The following is a 26,797-nucleotide window of genomic DNA, read 5'->3' as shown; positions in this document are numbered from 1 at the left end:
ATTATTGTTATAATGGGCTAGGAATATACGGGGAATTGGACAAAATCTTAGCATGCCTCAACCCAGCATGATGCTGATGAGGCAAAGCCCTAAAAATAAGCAAAGCGGAGAGTAGAGAAGGGTGTCCCAACGGGCAAATACCGAGCCCCTCCGTTGCTTCATGAAGCCTACCCAGCGAAAATCGCCGACGGCCCGGATCAAGAACACCAGAGCTAACGTCCAGCCGCCGTAGGTCATGAACCAGCCGGGAAACACCAATAGTCCCGGCACCGCCCCGCCGAGCTGCAGCACGAACAACCCGGCCACGGCCAGCGCTCCTGCCACGATCCCCGTAGCGATCTTCGTCGGACGGAATACCGGCTCAGAACCGGTACTGGGAATGGCGGCTAGAGCGCCTTTCCTCCCTCCCGCCATCCAGTACAGATGAATACCGCTTACTGCGAACAGGATCATGCCAACCACCCAAGCAAAAACAACCGTCATGTTCTCCCTCCTCAAATCCCTAGCAGGTGCTTCCGAAGCGTATCGATATGCTCCTGTAATGCCTCTTCGCTTATCAGTTCATGCTTATGCCGCTCATACCATCCCAAGTAATAATGATATAGGATGTGTGACTTGTGATAAGCTGCCTCGGACGGCAATCCCCCATCCATGAATAGTCCGCGAGCGTAGTTCATTCTCTCCTGCTCCACCCGATCTATGACGTTCCGGTAATCGGACTGCTGCTCACATAGCTTTCGCAAATAAAATAGGAAGTCCCCTTTGCGTGTAGCGGAGAACATCTGCCGCAACAGCCCGGTGATCTTATCCTCAGCCGACTCCTGCTCGGACGAACGCCGGATTACTTGGCTCGTCGTGATCTCCGTCCATTTGTCGATGATCCGTTTAAGAAACTCATCGCGATGGCTAAAGTACCAATAAAAGCTGCTTTTGCTGCAGCCGAGTTCCGACGACATCTTTTCAATAACCAAGCCCTCCGCCCCATGTAGGGCGAATCGTTCCATTCCCTTTTGAATCCATTGCTCTTCCGTTACCACAATTCTAGGCAAGCGACCACTCCCTTCTGTACGATACCGTACATATAATTCCATCATAATGGAAACCTTTGTATAAAACAATATCTGTACGGAAACGTCTAGAAAATGCCACAAAATACGCCTCTCGGCGTCATTCAAAGATCTTTGCGTACCGAACCGAACTTGTGGTCTCCACTCCATAGCGTGGCGGCTTACCCGCTGGAAACACCAACCACTTTTGAGAAAAAAGAAGAAGGACACCTATTACGGTGTCCTTCCAGCATCGCTATTTTTTCATCCGAATCACGTTCCAGGAAAGCTTCGGCAGCGGCGCCGTCAGCCGGCCGTCCTGCAGCTTCGCTTCTCCGCCGCTGTGCGGCTTCACGGCATCCGGACGCTCGGCCGTATTCGCGGCCTTGATGTCATCATTCTCCAGCACCAGATGTTCTACCACACGGTATCCCTCGAATTGACGCGCATCACACTCCAGCAGCAGTCCTTCCGTTGTATCCCGATTCACGGCAAAGACCGTCAGCTCCTCATTCTCTTCATTATGTACGGCGATCGATTCCAGATACGGCACATCGGTAAATTCCTTGCTGTCGTAGACCGGCGACTTCACGATCGTTTGCAGCGCAGTGCCGCGGCCGTAATTGGAGGCGTGCATGAACGGATAGAAGATCGTTTGGCGCCAAGTCTCTCCTCCGTTGTTCGTCATGATTGGAGCAATCACGTTCACCAGCTGAGCAAGGCAGGCAATCTTCACCCGGTCGGAGTGACGGAGAAGAGTAATCAGCATACAGCCTACCAACAAAGCGTCTTCGAAATTATACACGTCTTCCAGCTGAGGAGGAGCTACAGTCCAAGGTTCCAAGCGCTTGTCGGACTCGTGGGAGTGATACCATACGTTCCACTCGTCGAAGGAAAGATTGATCTGCTTCTTGCTGCGCTTTTTCGCCTTCACATAATCGCATATCGAAATCACCGATTTAATGAAAGAATCCATGTCGAGCGATTTGGCCAAGAAATTCGAGATATCATTCTGCGGGTTTCCGTAATAGGTATGCAGCGAAATATACTCAACATGATCATAGGTGTGATCCAGAACCGTTGCTTCCCATTCCGCGAAGGTACGCATCCCTCTGGAGGAGCTGCCGCATGCTACAAGCTCAATGGTCGGGTCGACCCATTTCATGACCTTGGCTGCCTCCGTAGCGATCCGACCGTATTCCGCCGCCGTTTTGTGTCCGATCTGCCACGGGCCGTCCATTTCGTTGCCGAGACACCAGGTTTTGAATTTGTGCGGCTCCTTATAGCCATGGGATCTGCGTAAATCACTATAATAGGAACCAGACGGATGATTGCAGTATTCGACCAAATTTCTTGCGGCATCAATGCCGCGGGTGCCCAGATTGACGGCCATATTCACTTCCGCGTTGACTCGCTTCGCCCAATCGGCAAATTCGTTCGTGCCGACCTCGTTCGTCTCCACCGTCCTCCACGCCAGGTCCAACCGGCGAGGGCGGGATTCTACCGGACCTACGCCGTCCTCCCAGTTATAGCCGGAGACAAAGTTACCGCCGGGGTAACGGATGAGAGGCACGTTCAGCTCCTTCACCATGTCTATGACGTCCTTGCGGAAGCCTTGCTCGTCCGCTGACGAATGTCCAGGCTCATAGATGCCTCCATAGACGCAACGCCCCAGATGCTCGACGAATGAGCCGTAAATGCGCGGATCGATCTTGGAGATTTGGTAATCCTTGTCGATAATCATACTTGCCTTTTTCATATCTTATCAGGGCTCCCCTCGGGTTCCGTGTGCGCACACGAAAATGGACGAACGGCGTCGGACCGTGCGAATTTCACATCGATTCCCATGTTTCGTGTGCGCACACGATTTAATTTTACTATAGCAGAGCACCCCAACACCGTCAATCCGAAATCTTCCATCCAGCCATTAGATCGATTCTCCCCGGATAATCCGGTAAGCCAGCAGCGGCTCAGGACGTAGGTCCCCTGTTTCCAACTGATGAATCAACGCATCCACCGCCCTGACCCCAAACTCCTCTACCGCATATTCCACCGTGGATAAGGCAGGCGTTACATATTTGAGGACGTCGATATTGTCAAAGCCCATGACTCCAACCTCTTCCGGCAGCTTCAGCCCTTTGGACTTGATATGGTTCAATACTTCCAGCGCATAAATGTCACAAGAGCAGATGATAGCCGTCCGGCCGGATGCCCGTAAATCGATGCTATCCAGTACGGATACATAGTCCTTCTCCGTAATGATCAGCGGCTCCCGCCGTACGCCATTTGCCTTTAAGCTCTCCAGACAGCCGGCCAGACGCTCTTCCTGCGTGTAGATGTTGGATTCGTTCTTCTTGGCCAGCGGCGGGCAAACATAGATGAACTCCTCGTAGCCCAGGGAGCATATATAATCCACGGCATCCCTCATCGCCTGACGATCATTGATCCCTACATAGCTCCACCGGTCGGAAATGCGATTGCAGATCGTGACGATCGGAACCTGCTGCTCCTGCAAAAACCGGTCGTACTCCTCCCCTTCATTCACCGTGAAGAGGATAATCCCGTCCACCTTGCGGCTCACTAAATGTTCAATGCATTTACTCTCGTTTTCCTTATCCTTGCCCGTGAGCAGCAAATTGACAAAATAGCCCTTTTCCCGGCAGCGGCTTTCGATTGCATTCATGAGCTGGGCAAACGAACGGTTATGCAAGTCGAACAGCACAACCCCAATGGTCATCGTCCGTCCGCGCGCGAGACTGGAGGCCATATAGTCCGGTTTGTAATTCAGCTCCTCGGCGACCCGAAGGATTTTGCTCTTGGTCTTGCTGCTGATCCCCGGCCGGTTGTTTAGCGCCCGATCCACGGTTCCGGTAGAAACGCCGCACAGATCGGCTATATCTTTAATGGTTACTGCCATACCGACTCCTCTTTCCTATGCTGACCCCGGCTTCGTATGCTCAGGGCATTTCTATTGCGATTGCTCGCGGGTTTACAAGTATTATATACCTTCCCCCGCGGGACTGAAAAGAAAAATGCACTGCACTGCCATTGTATTTCACATGATGACAATTAAAAAAAACACCATCCTCTTCGGGTGGTGTTCCCCTGTACGGCTATGTTGTCAGCCCTTTACCGCCTACGGGCCTGAAGCGGACGGCTTCGACCCCCGCTATCAGCGGCATGGCCTTTTGAATCGAGGCCTTGGTTGCCTCCTCGTCGAGGGAAGCCTTATGAGCCTCCTGACTGCCCCACACTTCAGTTACGTAGATGGTATCCGCCTCTGTATCCGAAACATGGACAAGGTATAATTCGCATTCCTTATCGTTCTCCATGGCAGCCCCAGCCTCCAAAAGGATTTCCAGCAGACGATCCCTCTGGCCTGGTTGGGTTGTAAATGTAACGTGGGTTCCGAACCTACTCATTGCTCCTCCACCTTTACCCTGTTTGAACTTGAGTCCTTCGTTCCATCTTATTATACGGCGAATCATCGAGGGAGTATTGTAAAAAAGCGACATGAAGCTTACCGCCGCCCAACAAGGGAAAAGCTGTGAATTGGAAGATTCGACACCAATGGACATGACTGGAATGGAACTTTATCGAAATACAAAGTAAAATGGAAGTAAATCTATGAAAAAGCAGGTGATAGACTCGTGAAGCAAAAACTGCTCTTTTCTATTATTTTCATTGTACTACTAGGAATAGTAACGGACGCCGCCTCCGCCCATGCAGGAGTACTGGATCGAATCAAGGGTATTTACCAAGCGCCCGAGAAAGTGGAGGAGCTTCAAGCCCATGTGACGGAAGCGACACAGCAAATAGAGGAGTCCAGAAAGCAAGCGGAGCAGCTCCTGCAGCAGAATGCCGAGCTGCAGAAGCAGAACGAGGCTTTGGCCGCACAAAATCAGCAGTTGCAGAGCCGCATAGAAGAAATGAATGCGGACCGCCGCACCTTATATCGCCAGCTCACCTCAACGGGTATCACGGCAATCCTGCTTGTCCTTGGCTACGCGGCGGCCGTACGCATCTGGCGCTACACCGTCTGGCGCAAGCAGCGTAAAGAAGAGCATGAGGTGACGATGCTATGAAGGTCAGCGCACCGCAGCCTACGGGGCACGCCCGAATCGAACTGTCCGGCGGGGAAGCGCTGCATGTTCTGCATCCCGGCTCCATTCTGGCTTACCGGGGCCAGCCCGGCCATCGGGAGGACCGATGGATGGATCTGGGCGGAGCCTATCGCAAGCGAAGATGGGTTCGGTCCGTCCTGACCGGGCCCTCCGAGTTCCTGCTGGGGCTGCCTACGGGACACTCCCTCATTTCTTACGAGCTTCCCGCCGACAGCAGCCTGCTGTTCGACTTTCGCCATGTCATCTACTTCACGGACGGGATGTCCATGAAGAGCAAGATACTGAAGCTGAAGACAGCCTGGATCTCTCGGGAGCTGGTCCGTATGAAATTTTCCGGTCCCGGCACCCTCGGTATTCTAGCCGCGGGAGACGCCGCCGTAATGGAGCTTGATCCGTCCCAGCCGCTCTTCGTCGATAAGAACGCGCTTATCGCTTACCCCGAGGACGCGTTCATTCATCTCTCCGTTTATGGCAACTCCCTCGCCAGCCAGCATATGAATGTGCAGTGGGAAATTCGCGGGACGGGGAGCGTGCTCGTTCAATCGGGCTCCCGCGACCGCCAGCTGGAGGACCGTCTGTCGGGCGACGGCTGGTTTAAACGGCTGCTCCGGGAGGTGCTGCCCTTCGGCAGCGTATATATTAAATAAGGCACCAGCCTGCCTGACAGGTTGGTGCCTTATTCCGTTCACGCTCGCCATTCCAGCAGCTCATCGATGATTTGATGCTGTCCGCCCGGCGACCAGCTCATCCGGACCCAGTTAGGAACCGAGCGGACCGGATAGCCCTCCAACGCACTCATCGCCTGCTCGGCTTCCTCCGCCTGCAGCGAATGCTTGTAGACGAACAAATAGCCCGAATCTAGCGGCGGCAGGCTTTCGAGACAATATTCCCGGTTTCTTTCATGGAGAGGAACACAGCTTCCCGGCTGTAATCCCAGCTCAGTATAAAGCAGGTGACTAACAGGGTGATCCACCATCCCCTGCACGCGAATCCTTCCGTTATAAAGCCGCATCAGAGACACCGGGACCTCTCTCATCGTGTGGGCCAGTATTTTGCGGGCATAGCTAGCCTTCAGCTCCAGCTGGCCGATCGTTCGCCGGGCTTCTTCTTCCCTGCCGACCAGCTCAGCCAGCCTCATATAGTGCGAGCGCCAGTCGTAGGTCAGATCAACGATCACCGTTGGAGCGATTTGCTTTAAGCGCTCATAGAAGGGCGAATGCCTGGAGTCCGCAATAATGAGCTCCGGACGGTATCCTCGCAGTGCTTCCAGCTGCGCTTGGAGCATCCGGCTCCGCTCTTCTTCGTCCGCGCCCATCAGCTGATAGGCATTCCATTCAAACGGCACTGAGACCCCCAGGGACCGCAAGCAATCCTGATACCGGAAACAGGAGGCTGCGGCAACTCTCAGCTGCCTTCGTTTCATAAACAAGGCGGGAGAGATGCCTACCGTATTTTTAAACAATCGGCTGAAATAAAACTCATTACTGAAGCCCAATGCGGCGGACACATCCTTAATCGTTACCTCCTGCTGCTGCAGCAGCTGCTTGGAGGAGTGAATCCGAAGCCGGTTCACATATTCGAGCGGAGAGATTCCCTTCGCCTTCTTAAAGCTCCGCGAATATGAGGTGGGGGTCAGGCCGGCAATGCCCGACAGCGTCTCCAGCTTTATTTTCGAATGGAAATGCTTGTGCATGAAAACGATGCTTTGATCGATCCCGCTACCCCCTTCCTCCTTCCCGTCCGACTCCTGCCGAGCCTGCCGCATCGCTTCAAGGAGGGCTTGAAATTTCAGCTGCCGTTCGGAAGAGCTGCCCCTTTGAGTCCGGCATTGCTCATGGAGCTGCTCCATCTCCTCTAGCAGGGGGTTCACATATCGCTTACCGATTTTGCCGGTTGGCCAAAGGTCAGGATTCGCTCCGTTCGTACAGCTCCATTGCCCCTTTCGCTTCGCAATCGCTACTTGGACCACCGTCATAAGATATACATCAACTTGGTTAGACTCAAGTATGACCTCTATTGCCGTTCCTCGGGGGAAAAATAAAGACCGCCCCGGATGGATGGGAAGCACTTCCTGCCCCGTGCAGAGCATGCCTTTGCCCCCGATAACAAGAATAAGCATATCGCTTGGAATATGCTTGGTAAGTAAGGATGTCCCCTTCAAGTACCGCCTTCTTCTTATGGAGGAGAGCAGCGGCAGGCAGTACGCTTGGTTGGGAACGGTTGGCATAGCAACTCCTCCTTCTTCTTTGGGACCGTTCATCAGCCGATGATCGTCAGCAGCTCCTCCGCATTCCTGCGCGGCTGGACGTCCGGAACGGACCTCGGGTACCCGATGTGCAGAACGCCGATGATTTTCTCATCCAGCTGCAAGCCCACCGCTTCCTGGAACTGGGGGTCATAATTATAATGGTTCGTTTTCCATACGACGCCAAGCTGCTGCTCCCATGCCGCCAGCTGGAAATTTTGGATGAGCGCACTGACGGCGCAGTAGTCCTCCTCCCACTGCTTCCGGCGAGGATCCTCCTTCATAATCACCACGAGATGGGCGGGGACGTTCATGAAATAGTTCCACTTGGGCTCCCCGTGCTTCTTCTTTTCCTCGTCGGAATAGGTCCGGAGCATGGCATCCGCCAGGATCGACCGCCCCTCTCCCTTATACAGCAGGAAGCGCCAAGGCTGCCTGTTGCCGTGGTTGGGCGCCCACACCGCGACATTCAGCAATTCCACAATCAACTCCGTCGGTACAGGGTCACTCTTGAAATCGCGGATCGTTCTTCTGTCCTTGATCAGCTCCGCCATCGTCCCGGCATGTTTATACGCTAATAAGCTCACTTTTTTGCGCCTCCTTAGGCTCCTTGATGGTTTCGATCGAACCGTACTTCCGCTCGGCCCGTCGGCCTTTCCCCTGCGGAATACAGAGCGGCGTACCGAAGTAGGGATCCTCCACGATGCTGCACTCCATCCCAAATACATGCCGGACCAGCTGCGGATGGATCACCTCCTCCGGCTTTCCTTGCGCATAGACGGTTTTATCCTTGATAGCGACAAGATGATGCGCGTATCGGCAAGCAAGATTCAAATCATGGAGAACCATGACAATCGTCCGCCGGTCCCGTTCATTCAATTCGAACAGCAAATCCAAAATATCCACTTGGTGGGCCATATCCAGATAGGTTGTCGGTTCGTCCAGCAGGATCGTGTCCGTCCCTTGAGCCAGGGTCATCGCAATCCACGCACGCTGCCGTTGTCCGCCGGACAAGGAATCAACGGGCATTTCGGCCAGCGCCTCTGTTTTGGTGACGCGCAGCGCCTCCCGGACAAGACGCTCATCCTCCTCCGTCCACTGCTTTAGCCAATGCTGATACGGATACCTCCCCTGCTTCACCAGCTGGAATACGGTCAACCCTTCCGGAGCGACAGGTCCCTGCGGCAAAATGGACAAGCGCCTTGCGATCTCTTTGGTGGGGATCTTCGCAATCTGCTTGCCGTCCAGCACGACCTCTCCCTTGGACGGCTTCAATAAGCGGGCCATCGAGCGGAGAAGCGTCGATTTGCCGCAGCCGTTGGAGCCGATCAAGACGGTAATCTTGCCCTTGGGTATGGACAGATCGAGCTGTTCGATAATGCTTTCGTTACCATAGGTCAAATGCAGATTTCTAGCCACTAAGGAATGCATGGTCATCTCTCCTATTTGGAATTGCGCTCGGTGTACAGCAAATAGATAAAGAAGGGAGCGCCCACAGCCGAGGTAAATACGCCAACCGGAATATCGAGCGGAAGGAAGAAGGTTCTCCCGGCCAGATCAGCCAGCATAACAATCGCGCCGCCCAGCAGGGCGGAGACGGGAAGCACACTCTCGAAGCTGGAGCCCACCAGCTTGCGGGCCATATGCGGGGCTATCAAGCCGACAAACCCGATCCCTCCGGCTACGGACACGGCCGAGCCCGCCAAGGCTACACTGATGAACAGCAATACCAAGCGGTTTCGTTCAACCCGGCTTCCTGCGCTTGCCGCTACGTCATCCCCGAGCTGGCCGATGTTCACATGGCGGGCCATCAGGAAGGAGAGAGGAATCAGAATCACCGTCCAAGGCAGCACCGTCAGGACGTTCTCCCAATTGGAGGCGTACACCGAGCCTGTCAGCCATAGGTACGCTTGGCTCACATCCTTGTTCTCGCTAAAGACGATCATCATCGTGGTGGCAGCCGACGTCAGGGACGACATCCCGATTCCGACCAGAATGAGCCGGATGGGGGTAACCCCCTTTTTCCAGGCAAGCAAATACAAGACGACCGATACAAGACCCGCACCTAGCATCGCGCTGACCGGCAGCCAGCGAATGCTGAACGCGCCTGCGGATAACGTCAGGAAGGACACCGCTGCGACGGAGGCGCCTCCTGTAACGCCCATGATATCGGGTGACGAGAGCGGATTCCGGATGATCCCTTGCAGGATGGCGCCCGCCGCTGCCAAGGAGCTCCCTACCAGCAGGGAAATGACAATCCGGGGAAGGCGCAGCTTCTGGATAACCATGGAATGCTCTTCGGCCCCCATGCCGAATACGCTTCGAATGACATCGGCGGGAGAAATGTACATTTCCCCCATACCTGTGCTAGCCACGGCAATGAGGATGCAAGCAGCCAGCAAAACGAAGGATGTCACAACCGTTCTTTTATGAAGCAAAAAGGAAATTCCCCGGCGCCGGAACCGAATAGGAACATGCTGCATCATGCTTTGGCCAGCCCCCTTCGCGCGATATAAATGAAGAACGGGGCGCCGATCACGGCCGTCATCACGCCTACCGGCATTTCCGAGGGAATCATAATAAATCTTGCGACCACATCCGCCAGAAGAAGCAGGGTTGCACCGAGCACGGCACAATACGGAATGACCCACCGATGATCCGTTCCGCCGATATAACGCGCAATATGCGGAATTACAATCCCGATAAAACCTATCGGTCCCGCTACCGAAACGGAGCCGCCCGCAAGAACGACGATAATGATCCCGGCCGTCAGCTTGATCCACATCGTCCTTTGTCCTAAGCCTTTCGCCGTATCCTCGCCCATCAGGAGCAGATTCATATCTCTTGCAATGAACCATGCCACCGCCCAGCTCACCGCCATATAAGGAAATACAGCCATAATCATATCGGGAGAGCGGCCCGCAATCGTTCCCGTCAGCCAATACAGCACCGTGCCGAGGCCTTGCTTGTTCAGCACCAGAATCGCTTGGGTAAACGAAGCGAATAAGGCGGACATGGCTGCGCCGGCGAGGACGATTTTGAGAGGAGTCAAACCGTCTCTGCCCATCGAACCCAGCACATAGACGAATACGGCTGCCAAGGCAGCTCCTGCAAAGGAGATCCACATCAGCCATTGCATGGATGAAATCGAGAAGGCGATGGCCGCTAGGACGACGAAGAAGGTAGCCCCGGCATTCACTCCTAGTACACTGGGCGAAGCAAGCGGATTGCGTGTCAGCGTCTGCATCAGCGTACCTGCGATGGCAAGGCTGGCCCCTATGGCTGCGGCAATGCATGCTCTCGGCACTCGAGTAGTGCGGATAATGATTTGGTCGGCGACATTCTCATCGTAATAAAAGACAGACGCCCAGGCGGTATGCCAATCGTACTGGGTCGCACCGAATAGGACGCTGGAGACAAAGCTCAGCAGCAGGACCAGCAGGAGAGCCAGCAGTCCGCCGGCCTTTCCTACAGTCGAATGCATTAGATTCATGGCGAAACGCTCCCTAGGAACTACTTGATTTCAAAATAATGGTAGAGGTCATCCAGCATCGCCTTTGCCGCCATGGATCCGCCGGCCAAGTTCCAGGTGATCGTGTCGACCTTATAGTACTTCCCGTTCTTGACGCCCTTCAGGCTCTTCCAGAGGGGATGAGAGGTCCAATCGTTTTGTGATTGGGCTACCGTCGGCTCATTCTCATTGAGACGGGTAATATCGAATATGTAGTCCCCATCCAACTGCGACATCTGCTCCTTCGAGGTGAGGTTCACCACGGCCTTGCCTTCCACCATTTGAGCTTTCGGACGAGGTAAGCCGAGCTCCTTGAAGATCGTGCCGGCAAACCCTGTCGCATAGAAGCGCGCGCTGCCGTCCCGTTCAAACCGGACAATCGATACCTCCGATTTGGCCAGCTTATCTCCCGCCTTCTGCTTAAACTCCGCCACACGGCGATCCCATTCGCTTAGAATCTTAGCGCCTTCCTCCTGCTTGTAGAGCGCATCGGCTGCAATCTTCAGGTTCGCCTTCCAATCGAAAATCTCTTCCGTCATGATCGTCGGGGCAATGCTCTCCAGCTGAGGATAAATCTTCTCATGGCGATTTTTCGTTCCGATAATCAAATCCGGCTTGAGCGCGATAATGGCCTCTACATTGGGCTGGGTTTCCTCGCCGAGGTTTTTTACCCCGTCCATCTGCGCCCGCAAATAGTTGTACCACGGCTTCTCTTCCCACGACTCTACCGAGCCGACAGGCTTTACGCCCAGATGAAGCGAAATATCCGTCATCCCGTTGAAAAGAACGACCACCCGCTCCGGCTTTTTCTTTAAGGTTGCCGTTCCCATGGCATGCTTAATGATTTTTTCCCCTGTTGCCGCTGTACTCGCCCCGCCCTGGTCCTTCGATTTCCCCGCTTCCGGAGAAGCTGCCTGATTAACAGTACTTCCCGCCGTTCCTCCCGGTGCCGCTGTACTTCCGCAGGCAGAAACCGCCAGCGCCAGTACCAATAGGACCATCCATCGTAAAGCCTTCATATTGTTGCTTCCTCCTTACCCATAGCTAATGCAGACAATGCAGCTCGGACTGCGTTTGCTTCGGTGTATTGTATTGATAATAATTATCATTATCATTATAGGATGCGTTTTTTCCAAAGTACATATCTTTTTTTATCCGTTTGCTTTACTGAATTTATCTCAACCAACGGGAAATTTGTCGATTTTTGTTGATAATTTCTAAAGTACACTTTATACTATGGGGGATTAGGTCCTTTCTACTAAATCGAATATTCTTCGTCAACGGCAAACCCCTCGAAAGGCGGGGACGCAAAGCTACGGGTCTAAGGTTTCATAAACTACGATCGCCGGGCTGCCGAAGCTGTACGAAAACCGGCTTCCTGGCGGTTTTTTTATTTACATTGATATCCAGTCATACAAAAATCGGGAGGCCAACATCCATGAGACTGAAGACGAAGCTTCTACTTGTTCTCGCAACATTGCTTAGCATGATTGTTTTCATTGGGGTTTATTTTTACATTAACACCGAACACAATCAGAAGATGTACAATGCCCTCTTGCAAAAGCAGGAGTACCGGTTTCACATGAAATCCATTCAATTTCGGTTAACGGGTTTATCCAATGACGAGAGAGGCTTCCTCCTTCAAGGTGATGCAAGCTACCTGCCGGAAATGAAAGCGAAGACCGCCGAGATCGACGGTTATTTGCAAACGCTTCGCAGAATGAAGGAGCTCGGTCCTGAGGAGCAGCAGACGATCGACAAAATCAGCCGAAACTTCATTAACTTCTCCGCCGCCAGCAAAAAAGTTCTCGACGCGTACAATCAAGGCAATCCTGCCGAAGCGCTGAAGCTTCATTTTGGCGAAGAGCGCGAGGCCCGTAAGGAGCTGGATCCGATCATAGCGGATTCACTTACCAGTCTGGATGACCAGATCGCCGTCTCTCTTCAGGAAATGGAAGCCAACCAAAGCTTGAATCAAACCATTATTATTACTATTATCATCGTTTGCTTGGCCATTAGTGCAGCCTTCGGATGGATCATGCTGAACAATTTGCGGTCCGTGATCCGAACCGTAATGGCCTCCGCGCAGAATGTTTCCGCTTCGGCACAGCAGATTTCGGCCAGCACCGAGGAGATTGCCAGCGGCGCCAACGATCAATCCCAATCCGCACAGCACATGACGGAGCTGATTACGGAGCTCTCCATTGCGATCAATTCGGTGGCGGAGAACGCGGAGCAGGCCGCCGAATTTTCCAGCCAAACCGTCTCCATTGCCAAGGAGGGCGGGGAAGCGGTACGCAACTCGATTACCGGCATGGATCAGGTGAGCCGGCAGATGTCCAAGCTGGAGCAGGATTCCGCTACCATCGGTGACATTATTGAGGTCATTGACGAAATTGCGGATCAAACGAATCTGCTGGCGTTGAATGCCGCCATTGAGGCCGCCCGCGCGGGAGAACACGGCCGGGGCTTCGCCGTCGTCGCCGATGAGGTGCGTAAGCTGGCCGAGCGCAGCCGGGAGGCCACGAAGCAAATTTCCGGAATCATCAAGGGGATGCAGCACAACACCGAGCTGAGTGTTCTTGCCGTCAAGGAGGGGGTGGCCTTGTCGCAGATGACAGGAGAGTCCTTCGAGCGCATTATTGCGAAGCTGAACGAAACCGCAAGCAAGGTGGTGGAAATTGCCGCTGCCTGTGAGGAGCAAGCCGCTCAATCGGGCGATGTGCTGCGTTCGGTAGAGAGCATCTCCGCCGTAACGGAAGAGACCGCCGCCAGCGTCGAGGAGAATTCGGCGACCTCGCAATCGCTTGCCCAGATGGCGGAAGCCTTGTCCGAATCGATTGCGAAAATTTAAACGTACAAAGGCACGGACCCGAGGAAAACGGTCCGTGCCTTTTGCTTGTGCCTCACTTTAATCCGGCATTACAGATGGCAAATCTCCTTTTGGTCTTACATGTCCGGGTCTATAACTTCCCTTAGCCAAGACAGCATTTTTTATACTTTTTCCCGCTTCCGCATGGACAAGGGTCATTACGGCCCACTTTCTTCTTGGTTTGAAAGCTGTACACGGTTCCTTCTGTACCGGTGCCAACTTGCCTCGAACCAGCTTGTGTCAAAGGAGAGGGCGCTTGCGGGATCGACTGCTTCCGTCCATTCCGGGAAAGCTCTTGGGGTGTATAGCCTTTCAGCTCCCATAGCCGAGTATTGTTCATAAGCACCATTAATCCATCTAGTAGCTGCTGCACCAGCTGCATGTCCTTAAAGTCCAACTCGTCCTGTAAAGCCGATACCAGCTCGGAGGGCGATTCTCCCCGTTGGATACGGTCCACAAGCTCTGCGGTCATCAGATCCGCTTCCTCCGCTTCCATAGTCCAATGCTTTTTTATAAAGGAAACAAACGATACATAACCCGCATGGCGGTCGACAAACCCGTCAGCCGAAGCACTCAGCACCTGGGCCTTCGTGAATGGATAATAATCAAGCTCCGGTCTATTGCTCTGTTCCCCTAGGATCCGCTTCGGGTCATCGACCGTGTAGTGGGAGAATCCGTGCGGACCGTGACTCACACTTCCGTCGTACTGTTCCAGCTCCGATATCATGTGCTCGTACTCGTTACCATCGATGCTTTGACCCGTGTAATGCTCTATCTTTTCCTTGAGCTCTTGCCCCCCCATGCATCCGTAATAATAGAGAAGTCCTTGAGTCAGCTTAACCCAGTCCGTATTTCGATCCAGGATCATTTTCAAACGTTTCGGGTCGTAACGACGCATGCCTTCCCCAATTTCTTCGGACAGGTGGACGGTATCGTTCTTAATTAACAACAAGCCATAGGCTTGGAAATACGCGGGGTCATAATTCTCGTCTTTCACCATCTCGCTAAGCGGCACTTTGCAGCCCGGCGCTTTCGAGACTTTATCCAATACGTTGTATCGGTTGTGGTCCAGCTTTTCCAAATGCTGATTCAGATGCTCCATCATATAAGAATACAAGCGTTGAACCAGGTCCGCTTTGTTCAACTGGCTTGCCTGTTGAATATTCAACGTTCGGCGAATGTTATGAAGCTCGTCCTTGGTGAGCGAGGTCAACAACTCGGTTAACGACATCATGCTTTCTTCTACAATTAGCATTTAAACCAATACTCCTTCTTTCTCTCACAGCCTTCTTAAAAATATTATTATACAAGGCTTCCTGTAACTTTTACAAGTTTTTATGCAGAGAAACCTGTTACCAGCCCGCTTATTTCCCTTCGCAACCGCTCATGTGAAGCATGTCGAAATTGAAGTATTTTTGCCGAAATTCAAGAATTATTTACTGTTACTTTACTATTCTCACTGCTATTATACTTCTTAAGGCCTAAACTACATAACGATTTTCACAGGATATCTAGTACGAGGGGAGGACATATCGGAGACAGAGCAAGACTTGAAATGCTGTGAGGTTATCGAACTTACGAGGAGAGAAGAGAATGTCAACAAAACTACGCAATTCGGTGAAAACTAGAGCGGTTGCTATGCTGATGAGCTTTCTTATGATCATGGCTTCGCTGATGCCATTTGCCGCAGGCAGCCGCAGCGCTTATGCGGAACCGACTCCCTATACCCCGCTTCCGGAGGTATCCCCGGCTTATACGGGTCCGTTGACCTGGATGAACCATACGGCTCCGTTAATGGCACCAGGCCAACCACCGGTCATGGGTAATTATACCATCCCCTTTTTTATGGACATGGATGACAACAATACGATCTATGTGACCAAGTTTGGCGGCACGTTAGGCTCGAGCGGTAAAGTGGAGAAAATATCAAGCGACGGCCAAACGGTCACCGATATTACCTACAATGCTGCCGTGATCTTCCCCATAGGCATCGCGGTGGACCAACACGGAAATGTTTACGTAGCCGATAACAGCAAGTCCACAAGCAATTCTGCAGGCCCCAATACCGCCAGGATTTTAAAGCTGCCTTACGGTACCAATTTCTGGGAAAACATTACTTACGGTCAATCTATGAATTACGCCTACGGCGTGGCGGTCGATAAGTATGGCAACGTGTATGCGGTTGACGGCAAACTTAACACCGATTCCATGGCAACGCCGCATATAATTAAGCTGCCTGCGGGAGGCACATCGTGGGTCAACATTTCGGGTAATCCGTCGCCGTTCGTTTACCCTGTCGATATTGCGGTTGACGGCGAAGGCAATGTTTTCGTCAGTGACTTAACGAATACGAATGTCAATAACAACACGAAAATATTTAAGCTTCCTTTCGGGGAAACCACTTGGACGAACATTGCCCCGACATCTCCCGCAGGAGCCATGCCGTTCATTGCTTACGGCATCCATGTCGATAAATTCGATAACTTATATACGATGAGTATCGGCATCAGTAAAGCCATGAAGCTGAAATATAATGGGGGCACCAACGATTGGAAAGAGGTTCCTGCCATGACTCTAACCTCCAGCATGAGTTACGATGTCGCCGCAGACAGCTCCGGTTATTTGTACGCCACGAATTTAGGTCTCGGCAACATCACCAAGCTGATGGCGTCTGTCATTTATAACGGCAGCGGCAATACGGGCGGAACGGTTCCGAACGACACGGCCGGGTACGGGCCGAACGTTGTCGCTACTGTATATGGCAATACAGGCAATCTGGTGAAAACAGGTCATGTATTTGGGGGCTGGAGCACCTCGCCTAACGTGACGGAGGCCACTTATGCAGCAGGCGATACCATCAACATGACGCAAAGCGTAACGCTGTATGCCGTTTGGAAGCCTCTGATGACGGTCACCTATAACGGTAACGGCAATACAGGCGGAAGTATGCCGGTTGACGCGAATGAGTACACTCAGGGCCAAACAGCAACGGTGCTTGGCAATACAGGCAATCTCGTGAAAGCGGGTTATGTGTTTGAAGGCTGGAGCACCTCGCCTAACGTGACGGAGGCCACTTATGCAGCAGGCGATACAATCAACATGACGCAAAGCGTAACGCTGTATGCCGTTTGGAAGCCTCTGATGACGGTCACCTATAACGGCAACGGCAATACAGGCGGAAGTATGCCGGTTGACGCGAATGAGTACACTCAGGGCCAAACAGCAACGGTGCTTGGCAATACAGGCAATCTCGTGAAAGCGGGTTATGTGTTTGATGGCTGGGGCACGGCGCCTAACGCAACGGAAGCCTCTCATACAGCAGGTGGCACCATCAACATGACGCAAAGCGTAACGCTGTATGCCGTTTGGAAGGCAATTCCTTCGTACACGGTCTCCTACCAGGCAGCAACAGGCGGCAGTATCAACGGTTCGGGCAGCGAAAATGTTTACAGTGGTCACTCCCCGGCTTCCGTGCCGACAGCAACTCCAGATCCGGGCTATACCTTCCTTGGCTGGAGCAACGATGGAGGAACGACACTGCTTACTGACGCTCAATTGGCATCTATTATTGTAACGAGCAATAGTACGTATACAGCTTACTTTAAGCCGCCTGTAACATTGTCAAGTCTTGCTCTGGACAGCGTTAACTATTCGCTTAGTACAGGCACTACGCATCAAACGGTAGTGACTGCAATATACTCCGACCAGACCACTTCTGCGGTTTCCTCAGGAGTTTCGTATTCTTCGAGCAATGCGGCTGTCGCTACGGTAAACAATACGGGTCTAGTGACCGCTGTTTCAAGCGGGCAAACGATCATTACTGCTGAATTCGGAGGCAAACAAGCTAAAGTGACCGTAACGGTTGAAGAATCCTCTTCGGATTCATCTCCAGGTAGCCCGGGCGTCATCTCAGGCAGCCCCTCGGGCACGAACAATAACTCGAAACCGGGTGTTGAAGTCATTGTCGATGGAGTGAAGCAGGACCAACTGGCAACCGTTCAGCAAGATACGATGAACGGACGAACAGTCGCAACCGTTGTGCTGGATAGCCAGAAAGTAATCGACAAGCTCAAGCAGGAAAACAACAAGCTTCTGACCATTCCATTAAGCGGAGATAGCCAGATTGTTGTCGGCCAACTGAACGGTAGCTTGGTTAAGGCGATGGAATCGAATCAAGCACAGATTCAGATCGTAACCGAAAAGGCTACTTACACGCTGCCGGCGTCACAAATCAATATCGATAGCATTTCCGCGCAGGTTGGCGCCGGCGTGAAGCTTGAGGACATTACCGTTCGTATTCAAATCTCCGAAACGTCCGGTGACAAAGCGGCACAGGTACAAACGGCTGCGCAGCGCAATCAATTCGAGGTTGTCGTGCAACCGGTCGACTTTGAAATTTCCGCTTCCTACGGTTCGCAAACAGTACAAGCGAATCAATTCAACAGCTACGTCGGACGGATGATCGCCCTTCCTGATGGGGTCAATTCGCAAAACATAACGACAGGTGTTGTCCTGTCGGCTAACGGTGAACTGTTCCACGTACCGACCATCGTCGTGCAGCAAAACGGTAAACCGTATGCGCTCATTAACAGCTTGACCAACAGCACGTATTCCGTCATTTATAACCCTCGTGAAATGAACGATGTGAAGGGTCACTGGGCGAATGCCGATGTGAATGACATGACCTCCCGTCTGATCATCCAGGGCGTATCGTCAACGGAGTTCCGTCCAAACGCGCCGATTACGAGAGCGGAATTCGCGGCAATCGTCACTCGCGGTCTTGGCATTCAAGGCGCGCCGTATGCAGGCACCTTTACCGATGTCTCGGCAAACAGCTGGTACGCAGGAGCAGTGCAGGCCGCAGTCAATTACAAGCTGATCGACGGTTATGAAAATGGGACGTTCCGTCCGGATCAAAACATTAGCCGGCAAGAAGCAACGGCTGTATTGTCCCGCGCGGCGGCTATTGCGAAATTGAAATCGGAATTGTCTTCCGATGAGGTCGACCGCCTGTTGTCCGCTTTTGCGGACGGCAGCGATGTAGCAAGCTGGGCGCAGACGAACGTCGCCGCTGCCATCAGTCTTAACCTTATGAACGGTCGAGGCGACAAGCTTGATCTTGAAGCTACTCTGACTCGTGCGGAAACAGCAGCTCTTGTACGCCGCTTCCTGCAGGCTGCGAAGTTGATTAATCAATAAAGCTTTTCCGGAAGGGCTGTCCCGAGCAAGCAAATCTGCTTTGGGGCGGCTCTTTTTTGGTAATGAAAAAGAGCACCTCATTAGTGCTCTACATAAACCCTATGGAGACGCGGAGAATCGAACCCCTGTCCGAAGATAACCCCTTTAGCTGCGCTTCGCGGTGGGTGAAGCCACAGTTTTGATGTCACCTTAGGATCGCCCTTAACACTTATTTTTTCGAATTGAAGTACTCCTTGTCAACTCGAAGCTGTTGTTTTAGAATTCTGCTGAATAATCCTTTACTGATTTCTCCCGTTCCTTTCGACACAGCAGTCCTTAGTACTTCTCCATTAGGTAGAGTCTTTTCATAAATTTTGTCCCTACCATTCTGCCTCACCAATATCCATCCGTCTCGTTTCAAAAAATTGTCCAAGTCACTCCAACTAGGCATGGAACATACGTATAACTGACTCAATATCATCTTCTAATAACACACGTAATACATACGGAGCATGTTTATGTCGATTAGGGGTGTTATAGTACCGCGCATAATTGTTCTCATAATCAATTGCATACTCAATTAGCTGTCTTGCCAACTCAAGTTTGAGTTCTTCAAGGGTCCTACCCTCTGCAACGATATCCTCAATTTGCTCAATGGATCCCGCATAAATACCATCTTCATCTTGGTCGTATTCAAACGTTAGTTCATATACGGAAAGCAATTCTTTCATCTGCTGTTTAGAAAATGCCATAATAGTATCTCTATTTCGTTTTACTGCTAGGGGCTTCTCTCTAACAATTGTATCTATAAATCCTCCAAAATTTGCTCTAACCTCAGTAGCATTGATTATTGTTTGCATAAACACCCCTCCTCACCTCCATTATATAGAAATAACTTTATTGTGTACATAGTGTACGTTATGTATATATCTTTATTCTGTTCCTGTTCGTTTCATGCTTTTATCGCCTTACTGCTTCGAATTCATCCTCGACCTTCAGCCAACGTTAAAAAATCTCCAGAACTTTTACAACTTATTTCAATGGCATGATCCACTTGATCACTGCCTTCCCTTGGATTTTTGCAATGTCTTATATGATAAGATTGTTTACAATTAGAACAGGAAATGACCTCGTTACATGCCGAAATAATAATTTTAACAAAGTAAGTTATCATTTCGTCACCTTCATCTTCGCTTTCCCAATCCTGCTTACGCAATATTTCCATTTGCACTTTAAACAACTTCTATGTATTTCTATTCTATTATTCACAAGAAAGATAGATTTAATGCTGCATTATGTAAATCTTCTCCTCAAGGAACTCCAGTTATTCGTAGAGGTAATTGCTGCCGTTAGGCAGGCTGAATCGAGGGTCCGTCCCATCGAATACACGGTATTCATCAATCAGCCATAGAGCCCAAATATCAATTAGGCACTCCAGAAACGTTCTGTTAAAGAAGGCATGAAGAAAACACCATCTCATCGGATGGTGTTTTTTCATGTCTTTATGGAGCCGAGGCGTGGCTGTGCAAATCCACATTTCGCCCACGTGTGATGCTGAGGTTGTTTGGGGAGGTGGCCTGAAGTTTATTGGTCACCCCTTACTCTCTAGTCAACTCTTTCAATAACGATTGATGATGTTCATTATTATTATCTAACGACAAGCCAGCCCTAGCATATTCGAGTCCTCAAGTCGCGCAAATGAAATATGGTAAAGTCCATTTGATAATTTTACATCAGAACTGGCTTAATTAGAAACACCTACCCCTGTCGGGTGGTGAAGAGGACAAGAAGAAGGTGTTCCAAGTTACAACTAAAGATCAGATAATTGATATGTGTTTTTCGTTAGGATTGCCCCGTAACCACCCGATGGTTAAACCTTCGAGGGTCGTATATAATGGTTAGTATAGGGCTCTAAGGAGGGATCGCATGCGGAAGCTATCACTTCAAGATATTCAAAATAAACTCATAAATAGCAACCCAGATGTAAACTTGGCAGTAGCTAAATTCCGAGAAAAGACAAAGGAACAGGGATGGTCCTTATCCCGTAATCGCCCTAGGTCGGAAGATGAGACCAAAGCTTTAAACTATCTCGCTCGGACTACTCTCCGAGAAGGCCTCCGTTCAGGCACCATTGTTTATGATAAAGCAAAGAGGGTGCTACGGATTGACCAATATGCAAGAAGCTAGAGAAGCCCTTGAACAGCTTCAAGATAAAACGAAATTTGAGAAGATGCTTCACACTGCCGCAATCATTACAGAGCTACTTCTCCCTCAAGGCATTCGACCTATTATTGTTGGAGGTCTCTCAGTAGAAATCTATACTTTAAATGGTTATGCCACCCAAGACATTGATTTTGTTATGGATGGGTATGACCTGGCTGGAGAGGTACTTGGTTCTTTAGGTTTTACAAAATTAGGGAAAAACTGGACCCATGCAAAGCTAGGAGTCTCTGTAGAGATACCGTCTAATTATTTGGCTGGGGACTATAATAAAGTAACGGAGCTTACTGTTGCTGATAAAGCAGTCTATGTAATCGGGATCGAAGATATTATCTTAGACCGACTGCGAGCCGCTGTTCATTGGAAATCAGGCGAGTCCCGTGAGTGGGGATACCGCATGCTGCTTATGTATTTCGAAGATTTAGACATGGAATACATTCAATCGCGTTTCGAACACCCTATGGAAAAGAATGAATTCGATCTGTGGATAAATGCAGCTATTCAAGAGAAGGCGCAAATCAATAATGGTAATGAAAGAGGCACCGACCATTAAGGTCAGTGCCTCTTTGCTTTATGGAGACGAGGGGAGTCGAACCCCTGTCCGAAGATAACGCCACATAAGCTTCTACGGGTGTAGCCACAGTTTTGATGTCACCCTAGAATCGCCCCGTAACCGGCTATCCTTTGGGTCAGCCTGATTGTCTTCTTCAGCTCACCGCAGGCGGAGATGAGACAGCGTATCCCACTAAGGTTGAGCCCCTATCCGGCCACATGGGCGATGGACGGTAGAAGCTTAGCACACAGGTTATTAAGCTGCTGCTAAAGTTGTACGTTGGTTGCCAGTTAATTGGCTGTAGCGTTGATAAAGCGGACGCGTCCCCACTACCCGCTACTCATGCTCGAACTATCCCCGTCGAATCCAAGAACGTCCCCGCATTAAGTAGTCGGCCATCCGTCTCCTGCCAAGGAGTCCGGACAGCCGATCATCATATACAAAAAAAGTTATCAACAGAAGTTTATCCCAAACATAAATCTTGATGCAAGAAGCATAACTACTAGCAACTACAAGACTTATTATAGCACAGCTCCGGCAAAAAGAAATCCTCAGATGCTGGGCAATCCTCCAACCGGATGACAATACTGGGAGTCCGATCCCGAAATGGGTTATCTTGCGATCTTCTGCTTCTCCCGCAGGGCCCGCTGAATATCGCGCTGCGCGTCCTTCTTCGCCGCGGATTCACGCTTGTCGTACTGCTTCTTACCCTTACCTAGCCCTACCAACAGCTTAGCGTAGCCATTGCGCACATATACCTTCAGCGGCACTATGGTGTAGCCCTCTTGCTTCGATTGACCCAGCAGCTTATTAATCTCGCCCTTCTTCATCAGCAGCTTCCGCGTACGCGTCGGGTCCGTAGGGTTGTGGCGATTGCCTTGCTCAAAGGGACTGATATGCATGTTGTGAATGAACGCTTCGCCATTGCGAATGGTTGCGAACGCATCGCCGATGTTGGCCTTGCCCGCCCGCAAAGACTTGATCTCGGTACCTGTCAGCACCAAGCCGCATTCATACGTATCTTCGATAAAATAATCATGCGACGCCTTCTTGTTCTGCGCCAGCACCTTGCCGTCTGCCTTCTTGCTCATCCGCGCGTTCACTCCTTCCCCAAGCGCTAACCCTACTAGGGATGGAGATAATTGTACCAGAATCCGCCCGGCAAAAGCAAGCGGCAACCCCGCCGACCCAGCCCCACGGGGGCTGTACCGGATAGAGCTGCCGCCCTAGCGTCAGCGCTTCGCTACGCGCTTGCGCTTCCGCGGCTTCCCGCCGCCGCCACCGCCGCCGGCGGCGCCAACCCCCTCGCGCGACGCGTCCAGCGCACGCGCCTTCGCTGCGCCCGGGCCCTTGCCGCGGGCGCCTGCCGCTACCGGCTCACCAGCCGTGCCAGCTGCTGAGCCGCCTGCACCACGCGCGCCACGCCCCGCAGGGGCTCCGGCGCGACCACCCCGGCTGCCCCCGCCGGCAGCCGAACCGCCACCGCGACCGCCGCGACCGCCGCGTGCAGCACCTCCAGCGCCACGGCCCGCCGCAGCGGCCCCGCGCTCGCCTTCACGTCCGCCCCGCTTATCCTTGCGGACGGCCTTCAGCGCGTCGACCAGGCTCACCTTGGTCTTCCGCGGCTTCATATCGACCATCTCAAAATCGATGGTCTTCTCCTCCATGCTCACCCGGGCTACACGCACCTTCACTTCATCGCCGAGGCGATAAATCTTCGAGCTGCGTTCCCCGATCAGAGCATGCTGGGCGTCGTGGAAGTGGTAATAGTCGTCCGTCAGATCGCTCAGACGAATGAGTCCTTCCACGGTATTATCCAGCTCCACGAACATCCCGAAACCCGTCACGCTGCTGATGATGCCGTCAAACTCCTGTCCGACCTTATCCATCATGAACTCGGCCTTCTTCAGCGCCTCAACCTCACGCTCCGCATCGACGGCGACACGCTCCCGCTCCGAAGATTGCTTGGCGATATCGTCCATCCTCGACGCCAAATATTCATGCCTTGCCTCACTCAGCGTCCCCGATTCAATCACCTCACGCATAACGCGGTGAATGACCAAGTCCGGATAACGACGGATCGGCGAGGTGAAATGAGAGTAATACTCCGCAGCCAAGCCGTAGTGACCCAGACTCTGCGAATCGTATTTCGCCTGCTTCATGGAACGCAGCATCACGGTGCTAATGACCGTTTCTTCCTTCGTCCCTTTGATTTCTTCCAATAAGGACTGCAGCGCACGAGGATGCACCGTGTTACCCTTGCCGCGCACCACGTACCCGAAGTTCGTAATGAACTCCATAAAGTGCTGCAGCTTCTCCGCATCCGGATCGTCATGGACACGGTACAGGAACGGAACCTTCATCCAGTGGAAATGCTCCGCCACCGTTTCATTGGCCGCCAGCATGAATTCCTCAATAATCTGCTCCGCCACCGTCCGATCCCGCTTTACGATATCCGTCGGCTTGCCGTTCTCATCCACCAGAATCTTCGACTCCTGGAAGTCAAAATCAATCGCGCCCCGTTTCATCCGCTTCCGGCGCAGACGCATCGCAAGCTCTTCCATCAGCTTGAAGTCGTCCATCAGGTAAGCGTAACGCTCCACGAGCTCCGGATGCTCATCCGGCTCGTTCAGCAGCAAGCGTACATTTTTATAGGTCATCCGTTCACTCGTCTTGATCACACTGGCAAACACATCATGCCGAACCACATTCGCATCCGCGTCGAATTCCATTTCGCAGGACATTGTTAGACGGTCCACACGTGGATTCAAAGAACAAATCCCGTTCGACAACCGGTGCGGCAGCATCGGAATGACCCGGTCCACCAGGTACACCGAACAGCCGCGGGCATACGCCTCTTGATCGAGTGCCGAGTCTTCCTTGACATAATAACCTACATCCGCAATGTGAACGCCCAGCAGAAGGTTTCCGTTCGGCAGAAGCTCTACATTAACCGCGTCATCCAAGTCCTTCGCATCTTCACCGTCGATGGTGACAATTCGCTTATGACGCAGGTCCCGTCGTCCTACGAGATCTTCTTCGGTGATCGTATCCGGCACCGCCGTCGCTTCCTCCATCACTTCGTCCGGGAAGCCTTCCGGCAGCTGATGCCTGCGAATGACAGAAAGAATGTCGACGCCGGGGTCGTTCTTGTGACCCAGAATTTCGATAACCTCTCCTTCTGCCGCCGCGCGTCCTTCCGGATAGTTAACGATCTTCACAACGACCTTATGGCCGTCCATGGCGCCGTGGAACGAATCCTTCGGGACGAAAATATCCCGAACCACCCGCTTGTCATCCGGAATCACGAAAGCATATTCACCTTGCGAGGAGAAAAGCCCTACGATCTGCGTATTTCCCCGGCTGACCACACGAACCACTTCACCCTCCAGCCGGCCTCCTGCCGGGCTCTTGGACGTCACACGAACGAGAATGGTATCTCCATTCATGGCCGTATTCATGTCGTTCGCATGAATGTACACATCCGGGTGGTCGCGGTCCTCCGGAATCAGAAACCCAAAACCCTTGGCATGCGCTTGCAGTCTTCCGCGAATCAAATTCATCCGCTCCGGCACACCGTAACGGTCATTGCGCGTGCGCATGATAAGTCCTTCCGATTCCAGCTCGTTCAGAAGCTTCAAGAAGGCTTTAAACTCCTCGGCGCTCTCAATACCGAACTGCTTCTCCAGTTCGCTGTACGTCATCGGCTTATAAGCCGTCTCCTTCATAAAATCCACTAATTCTTGTTTTGTTACGTTCATCAGCTTCACCTGCCCTGTTCTCTTTATCTTATGTCAATACACCCGTCAGCGCTTGTTCCATTTGTCCCGTTATTCTCCACATGGGCAAGGAATCGATACACATCCTCATACACCTGCTCCCGCTCCTCATCCAACAGAATAGCATGGGAGGTAAGCGGATAGTACGCAACCTGTCTGACGGGTGAGGATACGTGCTGATAAATATAGCCCGCGCTTTTGGGATGCACGAGCCCGTCCAACTCTCCTTGTCCTACGAAGATAGGCGCCTTTACTTTATTTAACCCAGATTTCACCATCTTAAGCAGCTTGCGCAAATCCACCACGCACGGCACTGGGGTTTTGCTGTATGTACAAGCCTCTTCTATAATATGTGCAGCTACGGTAGGTTTTTTTTCAATGTATTTAATAACATACTGCAGCAGCACCGCGAAGATGGTCTTCTTGCTCATGAGGAAAATCGGCGCAGCCAAGGAAACCACCGCATCCAGCTGCCGTTCCATCGAAAGCCTTAGAGCCAGCAGGCCGCCCATGGAATGTCCTAGCGCCACGATCTGTTTCGCCCCTTGCTCCTTCATAGCGTCGTAGACCTTCGTTACATGCCCGGACCAATCCTTCCACCCGGTGCGGATCATTTCCTCTGGTGTTGTCCCATGCCCGGGAAGAAGTACTCCATGTACAGTATAGCCCAAATCATTCAAGTAATAGCCGAGCCGGCGAAATTCCGAAGGAGATCCCGTAAAGCCGTGAATCATAAGAAGATGCGTATCCGCCCTCTTGCCCGATCCCTCCAGCATAAAAGGCTCCGTTGTCTTGTATATCCGTTCCATAGCCTGTCCACCTGCCAGCATAAAAAAAAACAGCAGGTATAGCTTTCCCCTGCTGCTTGCGTTTATGTTTATGCAGATCTAACAAAGAATGCCACAACAATCGTCAAAAGAAAGAACACGATCGCCAGACCCATCGTTAAGCGAGACAAAAACAGCTCCAAGCCGCGCGCCTTCTGCTTCCCGAACAAATGCTCCGCACCTCCGGAGATGGCACCGGAAAGACCCGCGCTTTTCCCCTGCTGCAGCAGTACCGCCGCGATCAGACCGAGAGAAACCACAACCAGTATGATTTTCAACGCTAATTCCATTATTCCACCTCCTGCGAGAACCAAGGATAAATGCTGCATTCCTACCGGAATGTCTGCCATTTACCAAGGTTGATACGAAGTAAGTTACATTTGTAACGTTTAGCATCAACATGCCGGGTCAAGCCCAGAAAAGACAGCATGTCTATTATAAC

25 protein-coding genes, 1 other RNA gene and 1 riboswitch are annotated in these 26,797 nt (G+C 51.9%); of the genes, 5 read left to right on the top strand and 21 right to left on the bottom strand.

The features are described from left to right. Positions 1 to 57: 57 nt before the first annotated feature. The 5 genes from QMO62_RS19545 to QMO62_RS19525 all read right to left on the bottom strand — a co-directional run bounded on the left by QMO62_RS19545 (position 58) and on the right by QMO62_RS19525 (position 4,468). Positions 58 to 483 (bottom strand): DUF3995 domain-containing protein, encoded by a 426-nt coding sequence (locus QMO62_RS19545; RefSeq protein WP_284643477.1) that lies wholly within the window; start codon positions 481 to 483, stop codon positions 58 to 60. Between the two features lie 11 nt (positions 484 to 494). Next, positions 495 to 1,049, bottom strand: a complete 555-nt coding sequence (locus tag QMO62_RS19540; protein WP_284643475.1) for a TetR/AcrR family transcriptional regulator — start codon at positions 1,047 to 1,049, stop codon at positions 495 to 497. 253 nt (positions 1,050 to 1,302) lie between these two features. Beyond that, positions 1,303 to 2,805 (bottom strand): arabinosylfuranosidase ArfA, encoded by a 1,503-nt coding sequence (gene arfA, locus QMO62_RS19535; protein WP_284643473.1) that lies wholly within the window; start codon positions 2,803 to 2,805, stop codon positions 1,303 to 1,305. 168 nt (positions 2,806 to 2,973) lie between these two features. Beyond that, positions 2,974 to 3,963: a LacI family DNA-binding transcriptional regulator gene (locus QMO62_RS19530; RefSeq protein ID WP_284643470.1), complete on the bottom strand. Its 990-nt coding sequence runs from the start codon at positions 3,961 to 3,963 to the stop codon at positions 2,974 to 2,976. Positions 3,964 to 4,159: 196 nt separating this feature from the next. Then, a complete protein-coding gene (locus QMO62_RS19525) occupies positions 4,160 to 4,468 on the bottom strand; it encodes a putative quinol monooxygenase (RefSeq protein ID WP_284643468.1) in 309 nt (102 codons plus the stop codon). 228 nt (positions 4,469 to 4,696) lie between these two features. Between QMO62_RS19525 and QMO62_RS19520 the strand changes: the two genes are divergently transcribed. Next, positions 4,697 to 5,131 (top strand): hypothetical protein, encoded by a 435-nt coding sequence (locus tag QMO62_RS19520; RefSeq protein ID WP_284643466.1) that lies wholly within the window; start codon positions 4,697 to 4,699, stop codon positions 5,129 to 5,131. Continuing rightward, positions 5,128 to 5,817, top strand: coding sequence for an AIM24 family protein (locus QMO62_RS19515; protein WP_284643464.1), 690 nt, complete (start codon positions 5,128 to 5,130; stop codon positions 5,815 to 5,817). Before QMO62_RS19520 ends, QMO62_RS19515 begins: the two co-directional genes overlap by 4 nt. Positions 5,818 to 5,855: 38 nt before the next feature. Here the strand turns inward: QMO62_RS19515 and QMO62_RS19510 are convergent, their stop codons facing one another. Genes QMO62_RS19510 through QMO62_RS19485 form a run of 6 tightly spaced genes read right to left on the bottom strand, consistent with a single transcriptional unit; the run spans position 5,856 to position 11,945 of the window. Continuing rightward, positions 5,856 to 7,397 carry an AraC family transcriptional regulator gene (locus tag QMO62_RS19510; protein WP_284643462.1) on the bottom strand — a complete coding sequence of 514 codons (1,542 nt, stop codon included), beginning with the start codon at positions 7,395 to 7,397 and terminating at the stop codon, positions 5,856 to 5,858. Positions 7,398 to 7,429: 32 nt separating this feature from the next. Beyond that, positions 7,430 to 8,002 carry a nitroreductase family protein gene (locus tag QMO62_RS19505; RefSeq protein ID WP_284643460.1) on the bottom strand — a complete coding sequence of 191 codons (573 nt, stop codon included), beginning with the start codon at positions 8,000 to 8,002 and terminating at the stop codon, positions 7,430 to 7,432. Continuing rightward, complete coding sequence (locus QMO62_RS19500; RefSeq protein WP_284643458.1) at positions 7,983 to 8,846, bottom strand: ABC transporter ATP-binding protein; 864 nt, start codon at positions 8,844 to 8,846, stop codon at positions 7,983 to 7,985. The genes QMO62_RS19505 and QMO62_RS19500 overlap by 20 nt, the downstream gene beginning before the upstream one ends. A gap of 11 nt (positions 8,847 to 8,857) precedes the next feature. Next, positions 8,858 to 9,901 carry a FecCD family ABC transporter permease gene (locus QMO62_RS19495; RefSeq protein WP_284643456.1) on the bottom strand — a complete coding sequence of 348 codons (1,044 nt, stop codon included), beginning with the start codon at positions 9,899 to 9,901 and terminating at the stop codon, positions 8,858 to 8,860. Next, a complete protein-coding gene (locus tag QMO62_RS19490; RefSeq protein WP_284644986.1) occupies positions 9,898 to 10,899 on the bottom strand; it encodes a FecCD family ABC transporter permease in 1,002 nt (333 codons plus the stop codon). The genes QMO62_RS19495 and QMO62_RS19490 overlap by 4 nt, the downstream gene beginning before the upstream one ends. A 29-nt stretch (positions 10,900 to 10,928) precedes the next feature. Continuing rightward, positions 10,929 to 11,945, bottom strand: coding sequence for an ABC transporter substrate-binding protein (locus QMO62_RS19485; protein WP_284643454.1), 1,017 nt, complete (start codon positions 11,943 to 11,945; stop codon positions 10,929 to 10,931). Between the two features lie 253 nt (positions 11,946 to 12,198). After that, positions 12,199 to 12,284, top strand: a riboswitch (cyclic di-GMP riboswitch). A gap of 80 nt (positions 12,285 to 12,364) precedes the next feature. Between QMO62_RS19485 and QMO62_RS19480 the strand changes: the two genes are divergently transcribed. Continuing rightward, a complete protein-coding gene (locus QMO62_RS19480) occupies positions 12,365 to 13,780 on the top strand; it encodes a methyl-accepting chemotaxis protein (protein ID WP_284643452.1) in 1,416 nt (471 codons plus the stop codon). 121 nt (positions 13,781 to 13,901) lie between these two features. On the opposite strand, the gene QMO62_RS19475 is transcribed toward QMO62_RS19480, so the two are convergent. After that, a complete protein-coding gene (locus QMO62_RS19475) occupies positions 13,902 to 15,053 on the bottom strand; it encodes a YecA family protein (protein WP_284643450.1) in 1,152 nt (383 codons plus the stop codon). A gap of 338 nt (positions 15,054 to 15,391) precedes the next feature. Here QMO62_RS19475 and QMO62_RS19470 point away from each other — a divergent pair, with 338 nt between their 5' ends. Then, positions 15,392 to 18,997 carry an S-layer homology domain-containing protein gene (locus QMO62_RS19470; RefSeq protein WP_284643449.1) on the top strand — a complete coding sequence of 1,202 codons (3,606 nt, stop codon included), beginning with the start codon at positions 15,392 to 15,394 and terminating at the stop codon, positions 18,995 to 18,997. A gap of 208 nt (positions 18,998 to 19,205) precedes the next feature. On the opposite strand, the gene QMO62_RS19465 is transcribed toward QMO62_RS19470, so the two are convergent. The 4 genes from QMO62_RS19465 to QMO62_RS19450 all read right to left on the bottom strand — a co-directional run bounded on the left by QMO62_RS19465 (position 19,206) and on the right by QMO62_RS19450 (position 20,474). Further along, positions 19,206 to 19,427 carry a type II toxin-antitoxin system HicA family toxin gene (locus QMO62_RS19465; protein ID WP_284643447.1) on the bottom strand — a complete coding sequence of 74 codons (222 nt, stop codon included), beginning with the start codon at positions 19,425 to 19,427 and terminating at the stop codon, positions 19,206 to 19,208. Beyond that, positions 19,420 to 19,836 carry a RelB antitoxin-like protein gene (locus QMO62_RS19460; RefSeq protein WP_284643445.1) on the bottom strand — a complete coding sequence of 139 codons (417 nt, stop codon included), beginning with the start codon at positions 19,834 to 19,836 and terminating at the stop codon, positions 19,420 to 19,422. The genes QMO62_RS19465 and QMO62_RS19460 overlap by 8 nt, the downstream gene beginning before the upstream one ends. Positions 19,837 to 19,958: 122 nt before the next feature. Continuing rightward, positions 19,959 to 20,201 carry a hypothetical protein gene (locus QMO62_RS19455; RefSeq protein ID WP_284643443.1) on the bottom strand — a complete coding sequence of 81 codons (243 nt, stop codon included), beginning with the start codon at positions 20,199 to 20,201 and terminating at the stop codon, positions 19,959 to 19,961. Between the two features lie 99 nt (positions 20,202 to 20,300). Further along, a complete protein-coding gene (locus QMO62_RS19450; protein ID WP_284643442.1) occupies positions 20,301 to 20,474 on the bottom strand; it encodes a hypothetical protein in 174 nt (57 codons plus the stop codon). 675 nt (positions 20,475 to 21,149) lie between these two features. On the opposite strand from QMO62_RS19450, the gene QMO62_RS19445 reads away from it, so the two are divergent. Next, the gene (locus tag QMO62_RS19445) at positions 21,150 to 21,749 is read left to right on the top strand and encodes a hypothetical protein (protein WP_284644985.1); all 600 of its coding nucleotides are present in this window, start codon (positions 21,150 to 21,152) and stop codon (positions 21,747 to 21,749) included. Between the two features lie 18 nt (positions 21,750 to 21,767). On the opposite strand, the gene ssrA is transcribed toward QMO62_RS19445, so the two are convergent. From ssrA to secG, 5 genes are all read right to left on the bottom strand, one after another. Beyond that, positions 21,768 to 22,129, bottom strand: a transfer-messenger RNA (tmRNA) gene (gene ssrA / locus QMO62_RS19440). A 231-nt stretch (positions 22,130 to 22,360) separates the two neighbouring features. Then, a complete protein-coding gene (gene smpB, locus QMO62_RS19435) occupies positions 22,361 to 22,840 on the bottom strand; it encodes an SsrA-binding protein SmpB (RefSeq protein ID WP_284643439.1) in 480 nt (159 codons plus the stop codon). A gap of 141 nt (positions 22,841 to 22,981) precedes the next feature. Then, positions 22,982 to 25,477 (bottom strand): ribonuclease R, encoded by a 2,496-nt coding sequence (gene rnr / locus QMO62_RS19430; RefSeq protein WP_372516727.1) that lies wholly within the window; start codon positions 25,475 to 25,477, stop codon positions 22,982 to 22,984. A gap of 56 nt (positions 25,478 to 25,533) precedes the next feature. Then, positions 25,534 to 26,337 carry an alpha/beta hydrolase gene (locus QMO62_RS19425; protein ID WP_284643437.1) on the bottom strand — a complete coding sequence of 268 codons (804 nt, stop codon included), beginning with the start codon at positions 26,335 to 26,337 and terminating at the stop codon, positions 25,534 to 25,536. Between the two features lie 68 nt (positions 26,338 to 26,405). Continuing rightward, positions 26,406 to 26,645 carry a preprotein translocase subunit SecG gene (gene secG, locus QMO62_RS19420; protein WP_284643436.1) on the bottom strand — a complete coding sequence of 80 codons (240 nt, stop codon included), beginning with the start codon at positions 26,643 to 26,645 and terminating at the stop codon, positions 26,406 to 26,408. Between the last annotated feature and the right edge of the window lie 152 nt (positions 26,646 to 26,797).

The sequence above is a fragment of the Paenibacillus silviterrae genome, from assembly GCF_030167925.1.
In the GTDB taxonomy this organism is placed as follows: Bacteria; Bacillota; Bacilli; order Paenibacillales; family NBRC-103111; genus Paenibacillus_G; species Paenibacillus_G silviterrae.
The sequence above is the reverse complement of the archived record's forward strand: the minus strand, read 5'-3'. Positions and strand labels throughout refer to the sequence as shown.

What these genes read in the sequence shown, in the direction of transcription:
- QMO62_RS19545 (WP_284643477.1), bottom strand. Translation starts at nt 483, where the DNA reads ATGACGGTTGTTTTTGCTTGGGTGGTTGGCATGATCCTGTTCGCAGTA.
- arfA (WP_284643473.1), bottom strand. Translation starts at nt 2,805, where the DNA reads ATGAAAAAGGCAAGTATGATTATCGACAAGGATTACCAAATCTCCAAG.
- QMO62_RS19530 (WP_284643470.1), bottom strand. Translation starts at nt 3,963, where the DNA reads ATGGCAGTAACCATTAAAGATATAGCCGATCTGTGCGGCGTTTCTACC.
- QMO62_RS19525 (WP_284643468.1), bottom strand. Translation starts at nt 4,468, where the DNA reads ATGAGTAGGTTCGGAACCCACGTTACATTTACAACCCAACCAGGCCAG.
- QMO62_RS19515 (WP_284643464.1), top strand. Translation starts at nt 5,128, where the DNA reads ATGAAGGTCAGCGCACCGCAGCCTACGGGGCACGCCCGAATCGAACTG.
- QMO62_RS19510 (WP_284643462.1), bottom strand. Translation starts at nt 7,397, where the DNA reads ATGCCAACCGTTCCCAACCAAGCGTACTGCCTGCCGCTGCTCTCCTCC.
- QMO62_RS19500 (WP_284643458.1), bottom strand. Translation starts at nt 8,846, where the DNA reads ATGCATTCCTTAGTGGCTAGAAATCTGCATTTGACCTATGGTAACGAA.
- QMO62_RS19495 (WP_284643456.1), bottom strand. Translation starts at nt 9,901, where the DNA reads ATGATGCAGCATGTTCCTATTCGGTTCCGGCGCCGGGGAATTTCCTTT.
- QMO62_RS19490 (WP_284644986.1), bottom strand. Translation starts at nt 10,899, where the DNA reads ATGCATTCGACTGTAGGAAAGGCCGGCGGACTGCTGGCTCTCCTGCTG.
- QMO62_RS19485 (WP_284643454.1), bottom strand. Translation starts at nt 11,945, where the DNA reads ATGAAGGCTTTACGATGGATGGTCCTATTGGTACTGGCGCTGGCGGTT.
- QMO62_RS19480 (WP_284643452.1), top strand. Translation starts at nt 12,365, where the DNA reads ATGAGACTGAAGACGAAGCTTCTACTTGTTCTCGCAACATTGCTTAGC.
- QMO62_RS19475 (WP_284643450.1), bottom strand. Translation starts at nt 15,053, where the DNA reads ATGCTAATTGTAGAAGAAAGCATGATGTCGTTAACCGAGTTGTTGACC.
- QMO62_RS19470 (WP_284643449.1), top strand. Translation starts at nt 15,392, where the DNA reads ATGTCAACAAAACTACGCAATTCGGTGAAAACTAGAGCGGTTGCTATG.
- QMO62_RS19465 (WP_284643447.1), bottom strand. Translation starts at nt 19,427, where the DNA reads ATGCCTAGTTGGAGTGACTTGGACAATTTTTTGAAACGAGACGGATGG.
- QMO62_RS19460 (WP_284643445.1), bottom strand. Translation starts at nt 19,836, where the DNA reads ATGCAAACAATAATCAATGCTACTGAGGTTAGAGCAAATTTTGGAGGA.
- QMO62_RS19455 (WP_284643443.1), bottom strand. Translation starts at nt 20,201, where the DNA reads ATGGAAATATTGCGTAAGCAGGATTGGGAAAGCGAAGATGAAGGTGAC.
- QMO62_RS19450 (WP_284643442.1), bottom strand. Translation starts at nt 20,474, where the DNA reads ATGAAAAAACACCATCCGATGAGATGGTGTTTTCTTCATGCCTTCTTT.
- QMO62_RS19445 (WP_284644985.1), top strand. Translation starts at nt 21,150, where the DNA reads ATGCAAGAAGCTAGAGAAGCCCTTGAACAGCTTCAAGATAAAACGAAA.
- smpB (WP_284643439.1), bottom strand. Translation starts at nt 22,840, where the DNA reads ATGAGCAAGAAGGCAGACGGCAAGGTGCTGGCGCAGAACAAGAAGGCG.
- rnr (WP_372516727.1), bottom strand. Translation starts at nt 25,477, where the DNA reads ATGAAGGAGACGGCTTATAAGCCGATGACGTACAGCGAACTGGAGAAG.
- QMO62_RS19425 (WP_284643437.1), bottom strand. Translation starts at nt 26,337, where the DNA reads ATGGAACGGATATACAAGACAACGGAGCCTTTTATGCTGGAGGGATCG.
- secG (WP_284643436.1), bottom strand. Translation starts at nt 26,645, where the DNA reads ATGGAATTAGCGTTGAAAATCATACTGGTTGTGGTTTCTCTCGGTCTG.